Annotated in this window: 8 protein-coding genes; 7 read left to right on the top strand and 1 reads right to left on the bottom strand. The window is 36.9% G+C overall.

Annotation, left to right across the window (positions count from 1 at the left end; translation table 11 throughout):
- Positions 1-18: 18 nt before the first annotated feature.
- From VBZ51_RS17175 to VBZ51_RS17195, 5 genes are all read left to right on the top strand, one after another.
- A complete protein-coding gene (locus tag VBZ51_RS17175) occupies positions 19-1,803 on the top strand; it encodes a PorP/SprF family type IX secretion system membrane protein (protein ID WP_416577727.1) in 1,785 nt (594 codons plus the stop codon).
- A 681-nt stretch (positions 1,804-2,484) separates the two neighbouring features.
- On the top strand, positions 2,485-3,117 hold the full coding sequence (locus tag VBZ51_RS17180) for a response regulator transcription factor (RefSeq protein ID WP_416577728.1): 633 nt from the start codon (positions 2,485-2,487) through the stop codon (positions 3,115-3,117).
- 243 nt (positions 3,118-3,360) lie between these two features.
- Positions 3,361-4,848 carry a xylulokinase gene (locus VBZ51_RS17185; RefSeq protein ID WP_416577729.1) on the top strand — a complete coding sequence of 496 codons (1,488 nt, stop codon included), beginning with the start codon at positions 3,361-3,363 and terminating at the stop codon, positions 4,846-4,848.
- 10 nt (positions 4,849-4,858) lie between these two features.
- Positions 4,859-6,175: a xylose isomerase gene (xylA, locus tag VBZ51_RS17190; RefSeq protein WP_416577730.1), complete on the top strand. Its 1,317-nt coding sequence runs from the start codon at positions 4,859-4,861 to the stop codon at positions 6,173-6,175.
- 159 nt (positions 6,176-6,334) lie between these two features.
- Positions 6,335-7,351: a LacI family DNA-binding transcriptional regulator gene (locus VBZ51_RS17195; RefSeq protein WP_071339803.1), complete on the top strand. Its 1,017-nt coding sequence runs from the start codon at positions 6,335-6,337 to the stop codon at positions 7,349-7,351.
- 2 nt (positions 7,352-7,353) lie between these two features.
- On the opposite strand, the gene VBZ51_RS17200 is transcribed toward VBZ51_RS17195, so the two are convergent.
- On the bottom strand, positions 7,354-8,706 hold the full coding sequence (locus VBZ51_RS17200; protein ID WP_416577731.1) for a Gfo/Idh/MocA family protein: 1,353 nt from the start codon (positions 8,704-8,706) through the stop codon (positions 7,354-7,356).
- A gap of 162 nt (positions 8,707-8,868) precedes the next feature.
- Here VBZ51_RS17200 and VBZ51_RS17205 point away from each other — a divergent pair, with 162 nt between their 5' ends.
- Together VBZ51_RS17205 and VBZ51_RS17210 are read left to right on the top strand one after the other, a co-directional pair.
- Positions 8,869-10,266, top strand: coding sequence for a sialate O-acetylesterase (locus VBZ51_RS17205; RefSeq protein ID WP_416577732.1), 1,398 nt, complete (start codon positions 8,869-8,871; stop codon positions 10,264-10,266).
- 112 nt (positions 10,267-10,378) lie between these two features.
- Positions 10,379-12,100, top strand: a complete 1,722-nt coding sequence (locus tag VBZ51_RS17210) for a GMC family oxidoreductase (protein WP_416577733.1) — start codon at positions 10,379-10,381, stop codon at positions 12,098-12,100.
- Positions 12,101-12,103 lie beyond the last annotated feature (3 nt).

Consider the following 12,103-nt stretch of genomic DNA (forward strand, 5'->3'; position numbering starts at 1 on the left):
TCATTAAAATCAAACGTTATGGAAAGTCCGTATAAAATCAGTAGTTTTCTTATTGCTTTATTTTTATTGGCTCTTGTCCAAACAGTAAAAGGTCAAGAAACCAATGCAAACTTAGGCTCCAGTAGTACCTATCACAATCAATTATTCTTCAACAGGTTTTTTATAAACCCAACATTCTCATTGGTACGTGAGAACAAGTCATATTTGAACATTCTACATAGAAACCAATATGCAACCTTTGACGACAACAGTCAAAATTACTTTCTAGGTTTCAGTAATAAGTTAAATGACCATACAGCTGTAGGTATTGGTGTATATAGCCAATGGTCTGGTGTGGTTCAAGAATTTGGTTTCAATGCCAACTACGCATCGTCTGTTCGTTTAGGAGACAAATCTGTATTAACGTTTGGTACCAATGTAACTTACTTTAATCAAGGTTTGGACAAGAATAGAGTTGTTGTAAGTACAGATGACCCAGAGATAGCAGATGCTAGAAAAGAAAGTAAAATTGCGGTACAACCAGGTATCAATCTATCACTTGGTAGTTTTGATTTTGGACTGTATGCAGAAGATTTAGTAAAATACAATCAAACAACGAACGAATTTTTGACCGATTTGTCAACCAAGAGTGTTAAGGCATCGGTTCAATATACCCATTCATTTGAGCATTCAAGAGGACTTTTTGAAAATGCGAGATTAATGCCAATGGCTCAAATAGGGCAAAATTATGATGGTAGCCTATACTACTTTGGTTCCATGTTATTGGACTTACCAAATTATGGTTGGTTGCAAACTACGGTAGACCAAGAATATGGTGTGGCAGCTGGTGTAGGTTTTAACTTAAGTGAAAAAATGTCTTTAGGTTATTTAATGGAGAAAGATCTATCAAGTGATGATGCCAACCTTGGCTGGAACCATGAGATTACATTGGCATATAAGCTTAAAGATGATGATTTGGCCATTTCGGTAGCAGATAATTCATCGGACAATCAAATAGATAATATCGTAAGAAATTATGAAGAGCAAATAGCCAATTTAATTGAAGAAAGAGATAGTGCAAGAAAGGCAAGTAGAAGAAAGCAAGAAAGTAGTTCTAATGCACCTGTTTCAGAAAGTAGTTTGGCTTATGAAAATAAAATAATCTTAGATGAACTGATTCTTCGTCAAGATTCAATTGAGAGTGAAAGAATAGCAGCGTTTGAAGAGCGTTTTGAGCTAATTGTAAGAATGTTGCGTAACGATATTGATACTACCATTAAAAGCTCTTTACAAGACTTTAGTGTAGAGGAAAACACCTCATATGTAAACAATGATATCGTGGATGATGCTATAGATTTTGTAACAGAGCCTGCCGATGCATTTGCTACGGGTACTACATCAGCATCTTCAAATACATCTACAGCGGCAACATCGACTTCTTCAAGAAGGGCGAACTTCAAGGAGTTTCCATCAACAAGAGATAATTTTAAAGAAATGCCTGTTAAAATGTTAGTGGATTCAGATGCAATAGATATGAATTCAGGATATTATGTTATCGCAAACGTATACAGCCAAACAAAGTATATGAATGCTTTTATGAAAGATTTACGTGAAAAGGGTTTAGATCCAAAGCAGTTTTACAATAAGGAGAACGGTCTATATTATGTATACTTGGCAGACTATGATTATAAGAACGAGGCACAAATGGCTGCAAGTACGGATTTAAACGGTAAATACAATCAAGAGAAATGGATCATGCAAGTGAACGAAGCAACTGCAACAGCATCCAATACTTTTGAAGACGATTATATAAGTAGAGAATAATGAATTGAGTTTCCATAATTTCCTAAGGTTTTATGGTTGATTTGAATTGTCAATAAAAGGAGGGGTGTTATCCGGGGGGATGACTGGGTCCCCTCCTTTATTATTTGGTTTACATTGGTGGTAATTCTTGATTTTAACTTTACGTTAACTATCGATGAATTACCTTATTTTTTAAGAAAAATTGGTAGTTGAACGAAAATATATGGGTTTTCAACGGCTATGTTGCATTAATTTATATATTTCCAACACCAAAAAGATTCAAACCCAATTGTATAACCCCAAATCCCCCCACAACCATGAATGAGTATTACCTACACAATTCCCATTTTAAAACACATCTTTTTCTTCACAGGTTTTCTAATTTTTTAGAACTCAAAAATCTCACAGATTTACTGTTTGGCAAACGGCTCGGTTTTATAAACTGACACGTTAGCGGTCATCCGTTTTTCAATTAGATTTTTTAACTGAACAATAGCAAAGAACTTTCAATTTTTGATTGCTCTTTAGGGCAACTTTTGTCTATTGATTTGTAAAACTGAATTTATAGTTTTCACTATTTGTTCATTTACATGTCCGTTGTTTAGTGGTTTTAACCTTTGTAAAAGGTTCCTGAAATTATTAAAAACTAACAGTAGTCAATATTCTGTAAATGGAATATTGGCTTCAAAAACTATGGAGATTATGAAAAGCTCAAATATTAGAATAATAGTATTGGAAAAAGATACCTCACTGCATACCGTTTATAGAAATCATTTTGAGGAAATAGAAGGTTATGAAGTAGTGGGCAGTTACACGTCTGCCAAAGATGCCATCAAAGATTTCAAGTTTACAAGACCTCAAATTGTACTTTCTGAAATAGAATTGAACGATATGAACGGCGTAGATGCCATTAAATTGTTTAAAAAGAAAGACTGGGAAATCAAAATTGTAATGTTCAGTGAAAATAATGATTTTGAAATGATTAAGAATGCGTTTAAAAAAGGAGCAAATGGTTACTTAACAAAACCATTGACTTTGGATAAATTGGAGCACGCCCTAAAGAGTATGGAAAAAGAAGGTGCAGCAATGAGCAATGATATAGTCAAGAAAATCATTAGCAATTTTCATAGAAAAACTTTTGCTTTTTTCTCAGAAAGAGAAAATCAGATCGTAGATTTTCTATGTCAAGGAGCTACTTATAAAATGATTGCCCAAAAGCTTTTTGTAACACCAAGTGCAGTAAATTTCCACATTCAAAATATCTATTTAAAGTTAGATGTTAATTCTAAATCAGAAGCACTTTCTAAATTGGAACAATTACAAAATCAGCTATAAAAGTGGTATAAATTAAAATCTTATTCTTTTGATTGTAAAGGTTATACGAAAACCTTTTCGAAAATTATTAGTAATTTAAAATCAATATAAAGAATTGTAAATCAATACTTTAAAGATTTTTAATTAAAAATTTAAATTTGATTAAATTCAGTTACGATAATTTTTCGTAGCCTAAATATCTATTGCTAAGGATAGTACTTATTTTTGGTTTAACTTATTACAGCAAACCAATTTATACTATTTATGTACCATTTAGGATTAGATATAGGAAGCTCATCTATTAAGATAGCCTTGGTAAAGGCTTCAACGGGAAAGAGCGTTGGGGTAGTTACTGAACCAGAGACAGAAATGTCTATGGAGGCTGTAAAAAATGGTTGGGCAGAACAAAGTCCATTAGATTGGTGGCGTTATGTTTGTAGCGGCATTGACAAACTATGTATACAAGAAAAAATTGAAAAATCAGATATATCGGGTATCGGTATATCCTATCAAATGCACGGTCTAGTGCTTATTGATAAAGAAGGGAATCCACTTAGAAAATCTATTATATGGTGCGATAGTAGGGCAGTGGGTATAGGTCAACAAGCATATGAAGAAATGGGGGGCAATACCTGTAATTCGCACCTACTGAACTCGCCATCTAACTTTACGGCTTCTAAATTAAAATGGGTAAAGGAAAATGAGCCTGATATCTATGCGCAAATCTATAAAATGATGCTTCCGGGCGATTTTATCGCCTATAAGTTATCTGGTGTGGTAAATACTACAGTTTCCGGCTTGTCAGAAGGTATATTCTGGGATTTTAAAAGTGATGCCATAGCAGAAATTCTACTTGATCATTACGGACTGGAAAAAGAGATGATTCCAGATATTGTGGATACCTTTTCTGTACAATCTAAAGTAAATGAAAAAGGTGCATCTGAAAGTGGGCTACAAATAGGTACGCCAATTCTTTATCGTGCAGGAGACCAACCCAATAACGCTTTGACGCTAAATGTATTTAATCCGGGTGAAGTAGCGGCAACGGGCGGTACATCTGGTGTTGTATATGCAGTGACAGATAATCTTTCTGTAAAAGAAAGCTCAAGAGTAAACAATTTTGCACATGTAAACTATTCTCCTGGAAAACCCGCTAGAATAGGAAAATTACTTTGTATCAACGGAGCAGGAATACAGTACCGGTGGTTACTTAATAATTTAAATGTCTCTTCTTACGAAGAAATGAATATACTGGCCAACGAAGTGCCGATCGGGTGCGATGGGGTATCCATGATTCCCTTTGGTAACGGGGCAGAAAGAATGCTGGAAAGTAAGGAAGTGGGTACTAGGATCATCAACCTAAACCTGAACAATCACGGTAAAGGGCACTTATGCCGTGCAGCATTGGAAGGTATTGCCTTTTCTTTTGTTTACGGTATGGAAATTATGGAATCTGACGGAATAAAAGTAAATGTAATGCGCGCCGGGAACGATAACCTATTTCGTTCAGAAATCTTTTCAACTACGGTAGCCACTTTAATTGGTTATGATATTGAAATTTATAATACCACTGGGGCAATCGGTGCTGCAAGGGCGGCCAATCTGCATAAAGGAGATTTTAAAGCTTTTGGTAAAACGGTTTTGGATAATGATTATGTAATGACCTTTAGTCCAAAAGAAGATAAAACGGCATATAAAAACGCGTATGCCACCTGGAAAAATGAATTGGAATTAATATTGAACAACTTATAAAATCAACATAATGGCAAACAAAGAATACTTTAAAGGTATAGACAAAATTAAGTTTGAAGGAAAAGAATCCGATAATCCGTTGGCATTTAAATATTACAACCCAGAACAAGTTGTAGCGGGTAAGACCATGCGTGAGCACTTTAAGTTCTCCACGGCATATTGGCATACCTTCTGTGGTCAAGGATCAGACCCATTTGGACCTGGTACGCAGAGTTTTGAATGGGATAAATCATCTGATGCGGTACAAGCGGCTAAAGATAAGGCAGATGCTGCATTTGAATTCTTTGATAAAATAGGATTCGATTACTACTGTTTTCATGATTTCGATTTAATTCAAGAAGCACCCACCTTTGCTGAATCTGAAAAAAGATTGGCAACAATTACGGATTACCTGAAAGAAAAACAGAAGGAATCCGGGAAAAAATTGCTTTGGGGTACGGCCAACTGTTTCTCAAACCCAAGATACATGAACGGTGCAGCTACCAATCCAGACTTTAACGTTGTGGCAAGAGCCGGTGGTCAAATTAAATTGGCTTTAGATGCTACCATAGCTTTAGGAGGGGAAAATTATGTGTTCTGGGGCGGTAGAGAAGGTTATATGTCCTTATTGAACACAGATTTAGGTCGTGAGGTAGATCATATGGGACAATTCTTGACCATGGCGAGAGATTATGCACGTAGTCAAGGCTTTAAAGGTAATTTCTTTATTGAGCCAAAACCTATGGAGCCAATGAAGCATCAATATGATTTTGATTGTGCTACGGCAATTGGATTCTTAAAGGAATATGGTTTGGAGAAAGATTTTAAAATGAACATTGAGGTCAACCATGCAACGTTGGCGCAGCATACTTTTCAGCATGAAATTGCGGTTGCCGCAAAAGCAGGTATGTTAGGTAGTATGGATGCAAACCGTGGAGATTACCAAAACGGTTGGGATACCGATCAGTTCCCTAACAACATTCAGGAAACTACAGAAGCTATGTTGGTATTCTTAGCTGCAGGCGGTTTACAAGGTGGAGGTGTCAATTTTGATGCTAAAATTAGAAGAAATAGTACCGATTTAGAAGATGTATTCCATGCACATATTGGCGGAGCAGATACTTTTGCCAGAGCATTGATCACTGCGGATAAGATTATTTCTTCCTCTTCATATAACAAATTGCGTGAAAACAGATACAGCTCTTTTGACTCTGGTAAGGGTAAAGATTTCGAGAACGGTAAATTAGATTTGAAGGATCTTTACAATATTGCCAGTGAAAACGGAGAGTTAGATTTACATAGTGGTAAGCAAGAATTGTTTGAGAACATCATCAATCAATACATATAGTTTTCTTAGTTCAATCTCCTCTAAAAAATAGAGGATTGTTAGCCCAATTTTGAAAAGCTAATTTGAAAGGAAATGCCCCTAGTTTTATAACTTGGGGCATTTTGCTTTTTGCAAATAATTTAAATGTCAATTTAAATCTGTTCTTTTGCAGAATAAGTTATGAAAAAAGTTACCCTAAAGGATATTGCAGGACATTTTAAGGTGTCTATCTCAACCGTTTCAAAAGCGATAAATGATAGTCATGAGATCAGCATTGACCTAAAGGAGAAAATACAGGCCTACGCAAAGGAAAAGCACTACAAGCCTAATAGGTTGGCACTGAATTTATTGAATAAAAGCACCAAAACTATTGGTGTCGTAGTACCCAATATTTTAAATTACTTCTTTGTTCAGGTGCTGTATGGTATTGAAAAGGTCGCTAATGAAAGCGGTTATAATATCATTAGTTGTATTAGTAATGAATCTAGTGCAAAAGAGACCAAAACTTTAGAGTTTTTTGATGCCGGTACAGTAGATGGCGTAATCATGTCATTGGCAGAAGAGAGTCAGAACGAAGACAAGCATGATGCACTCACCGATATCATTAATAATGACATTCCCGTAGTTCTTTTTGACCGAGTGTCGGATAACGTGCAGTGTGACAAGGTTGTGGTAGATGATTTTGAAGCAGGTTACAAGATTACCAAATACTTGGTGCAAATAGGCTGTAAAAATATAGCGGTAGTAAATCCCATATCAAGTTCCAGTGTCGGAAAATTAAGGTTGTTGGGCTATAAAAAAGCATTGCAGGAATTTGAAATTCCTTTCGATCCCAAATTGGTAATTAACCTAACGGTGAAAGATGATTTGGATCTGTTGATGTCTTTTTTGTTGAATTATAAGACAATTGAAGGTATCATAGGTATTGATGAGCTTATTGCGGTACAAGTGTTAGAAGTTGTAAAGGCAAGAGGCTACAACGTGCCCAATGATATTTCAATAATAGGATTTACGAACGGACAATTGTCAAAATATGTTACACCATCATTGACCATGGTTAGTCAGCACGGTAAGTACATTGGTGAACAAACGGCTAAATTGCTGATCAACAGAATTAAAAACCCTGAGTTGCCTTACGAGACCAAGACGGTGAAAACCAGTTTGCTGGTAAGAGATTCCACTAAAAAATTACAATAGCCTTAAACTGTTTCTGGGTGAGGGTGTTTCCAGTCTCCGCGATATTCTCTTTGCAATAACGCAGTTGCTTCAGGATCATTTAAAACCGTCCTGCTTATTGGGTCATAGGTTAATGGCCTTTTTAGATCCATAGATAAATTGGCCAAAATACAACTAGCGGAAGAGATATGCCCTTGTTCAATATCTGCAACAGGTTTTGTATTGTTTTCAATGGCATTTAAAAAATTGATCATATGTCTACGGGTGGCTGGTGCGGCATGTAATTCAATATCTTTTTCGGTTACATCTTCAGGATATTCATCTTTCTCATAAAGCACGTTGAACCTAATGGTGTCACCACCATCAACAGGTACAAATTCAGCCTTCATTACATCGCCCTTGAGTACACCTTTGGATCCGTAGATTTTGAATGCCCAAGGGTAATCTGGGTCATCTGGGTTTCCCCATGTTCTATGTTGCCAATTACAATTAAGATCATCATATTCAAATACGGCAGATTGGGTGTCGGATATATTTGATTTTCCGTCCTTGTCAACAAAAATGCCTCCGTGAGAACTTATTCTTTTGGGCCATCCTAGGTCTAGCATCCAACGAACGGTATCAAGCATATGAACACACATATCTCCGGTAATTCCGTTTCCATATTCCCTGAACGTACGCCACCATCTTTTGTGAGGTAAGCCATCATAAGGGCGTAATGGGGCAGGACCTGTCCACATTTCATAATCAAAGAAATCCGGTACTTCTTGTTCTGGGGGATTGCCATTGGCACGCATATGATAATAACAACACATATCTACATGTCCAACAGTACCTAAAAGTCCGTTGTTTATAATTTTATTTTTAGCATCTACAAGATGAGGTGTGCTTTTTCGTTGAGTGCCCACTTGTACTACTTTATTGTATTTTCTAGCTGCTGCAACCATGGCTTCACCCTCTATTACATCAACACTAATAGGTTTTTGAACATAAACATGGGCACCATGTTTAAGAGCTTCAATACAAGTTAAGGCATGCCAATGATCCGGTGTTCCAATAAGGACAATGTCTAATTTTTTTTCTTGCAACATGGTTCTGTAATCTGCATACAATTTTGGTATTTTACCGTTTTTTTGCCGTTCGGTAACTAATTGTGCAGCGGTATTTAGTTGATGTTCATCTACATCGCACAGGGCTGTAACTTCAACGTTGGCTACTTGAATAAGGCGTAATAAATCACCAGTGCCATACCATCCCGTGCCAATTAGTGCAACTTTCTTAGGTTTTTCATTGGCAAAAAAATCATAGCTATACGGGTTTATAGAAGTAAAAAGTAGCGATGCCGAAGAAGCTTTAATAAAATTACGTCGTTTCATCAAATAGGGTGTGGAAGACATGATTTTGCGAATTTTAATATTAAGAACTTCGTAAAAATAGCATCCATTTTAACAAATTCATTGAAAATTACACTAAAAATTTATGAATTTGTTAGTGTTTGTTATAATTGGGTATATTTAGATCAATTAATAATACATCTAATGAAGTTACGAAATTACCTACTCGCGTTTTGCATTTTGGCGACATCTTTTGTAAAAGCTGAAATTTCTTTACATGGCATTTTTACAGATCATATGGTTTTACAAAGAGAGACCAGTGTGCTGTTGTACGGATGGGCAAATCCAAATGAGGAGTTCACAGTGTTTACAAGTTGGAACAATGAAACTGTAAAGGTTAAAACGGGCAATGATGCAAAATGGGAGATCAATGTAAATACGCCAAAGGCAGGTGGCCCGTATGAGATTAGCTTTAAGGGTGAAAGCAATGAAATTACATTGAAAGATGTTTTGGTCGGTGAGGTGTGGTTGTGTTCCGGGCAAAGTAATATGGAGTGGAGTGCAAACAGTAACATAGCAAATAAGGACATAGAAATTGCCAATGCCAATTATCCCAATATTAGATTGTTCTCAGTGAACAAAAGAACATCTACATATCCACAGGATGAGATAAGCGGTACATGGGTTGCCTGTACTCCCAAAGCCATGCAGGATTTTAGTGCGGTTGCCTATTTCTTTGCTAGAAATCTTCAAAAAGAAATGAATATTCCCATAGGTTTGATAGATAATGCATGGGGCGCCACCAGTGCGGAAGTGTGGACCCCAAAATCTGTTTTTGATGCACATTCAGATTTAGTGGAAGCCCATAAAAAAGTAGCACCCAACAAGTGGGTTACCGTTGAAAAATCTGTTTTATATAATGGTTTAATAGCCCCGTTGACCAAATTTAAGATAGGTGGTACTATTTGGTATCAGGGCGAATCTAATACGGCGAATGCAGAAAGCTACCAAAAGCTTTTTACAAATATGATTACTTCATGGCGAAATGCCTGGAACATTGATTTTCCTTTTTATTATGCCCAAATAGCACCCTTTAAATATGGACAAGAATTTGCCGGGGGCGTGGTACGCGATCAACAGAGAAGAGCATTGGGATTGAAAAATACAGGTATGGCCATGACCAGTGATATCTGCACCATAGAAGATATTCACCCGTTAAACAAGCAAGATGTAGGGTTAAGACTAGCGAACATAGCACTTAAAGAGCATTATGGATTTTTGGAGGATAAAGAAATTTACGGACCTCTTTACAAGGATTTTACAATTGACGGAAATAAAGTAGAAGTTCATTTTAGTCATGCCGATGGCTTGTATAATAAAGGAAAAAAAATTACGCTATTTGAAATTTCCAATGCCCAAGGAGAGTGGTTTCCAGCTAAGGCAAAATTGAAGAATAAAACGGTATTAGTAAGTGCCAAAGAGGTTAAAAAACCTACAGCAGTTAGGTATGCCTGGAAGAGTACGGATATAGCCACTTTGTACAATAGTGCGGGTTTACCGGCTTCTACATTTAAGACAGAGAAGTTAAATGATCAAAAGTGAAGTATTGTACTTCAAAAATATCCGTCCGTCCAATTACAAATGTTATTCAGCTAAAAACGGGGGTCGTTATTCTATTAAAAATTAAATTGTAATCAATAACTAATTTCAAATTATGCAGATAAAAGAATCCTCAGAACTCTTTGACGTGATCATAGTAGGTTCAGGAGCAGGTGGTGGTATGGCTACCAAGCAGTTGGCAGATGCAGGTTTAAATGTAGCTGTTGTAGAGGCGGGTCCGTTTTTTGACCCGGCAGATCCAAAAACCATGACGCAATTAAAACAACCATATGATTCACCTAGAAGAGGGGCAGGAACCACCCGTGCCTTTGGCGAATGGGATATGTCTTGGGGAGATTGGGAAGTTGAAGGAGAGCCATATACACATGCGGAAGGAACTGAATTTAAATGGTGGCGTGCAAGAATGCTAGGTGGTAGAACCAATCACTGGGGGCGTATTTCTTTACGTTTTGGACCAAAGGATTTTAAAGGAAAAACTCGTGATGGCCATGGCGATGATTGGCCAATAGGCTATGAAGATGTAAAGCCATATTATGATAAATTAGATAAATTAATTGGAGTATTTGGCACCAATGAAGGTAGAGAAAATGATCCCGACGGATTCTTTCTTCCTCCCCCGAAACCAAGATTACATGAATTATATTATATCAACGGGGCAAAGAAGTCTAACATACCGGTTATACCAGGTAGGCTTTCCATGTTGACCAAAAGAATTAATAATGACCGTGGTGTTTGTTTCTATTGTGGACAATGTGGTAGGTCATGTCAAATTTATGCTGATTTCTCTGCGGGTAGTTGCTTAATTTTTCCGGCACAGAAGAGCGGTGGTCAAGTGAAATTGTTCGTAAACTCCATGGTACGTGAGGTTACTACAAATGAGGAAGGTAAGGCCACCGGTGTTTCATATATCAATAAAGAAGATAGAAAAGAATACAAACTAAGAGGTAAAGTAGTGGTCTTGGCCGCTTCTGCATGTAGTTCTGCACGAATTTTGTTGAATTCAAAAAGTAAGCAGCACCCTAATGGTTTGGGTAACAGTAGTAACTTGGTAGGTAGATATTTACATGATTCTACCGGGGCAAGTGCAGCAGGTGTTATACCGGGCTTAATGAACAGAAAAACCTCATATAACGAAGATGGTGTAGGGGGTATGCATGTGTATTCACCTTGGTGGGGAGACAACTCTAAGCTTGATTTTCCAAGAGGATACCATATTGAAGTTTGGGGTGGCATGGGGCAACCTAACTATGGTTTTGGTTGGGATCCCAATGCTATGAACAAATACTTCGGGTTAAAATCTGGTGGTTATGGAGAAAGCCTACGTGATGATGTAAAGAAATATTACGGATCGGTTGTTGGGTTTGGTGGCCGTGGAGAAGGCTTGGCCAATATTGATAACTATTGTGAAATAGACCCAACTACGGTAGATGAATACGGTATTCCCGTTTTAAAATTCAACTACAAATGGTCTCAGTATGAAAAGAATCAGGCAAAGCATATGCAAGATACTTTTGAAGAGATTATTCATAACATGGGCGGTCATTACCTAGGTGAAAAACCTGGTAAAGATCAAGATTACGGTCTTCATAAGCCAGGTGAAATTATTCATGAAGTTGGTACCACAAGAATGGGCGATGATCCAAAGACATCGGTAACCAATAAGTTTCAACAATTACATGATGCAGATAATGTATTTATTGTAGATGCGGGTGTTTTTGTTTCTCAGGCGGATAAAAACTGTACTTGGACCATTATGGCGCTTTCATGGAGAGCATCAGATTATATCATTGAGCAATTAAAGGCACAAAATATTTAGAAT

Source organism: Maribacter sp. HS (genome assembly GCF_048059195.1).
GTDB lineage: Bacteria > Bacteroidota > Bacteroidia > Flavobacteriales > Flavobacteriaceae > Maribacter > Maribacter dokdonensis.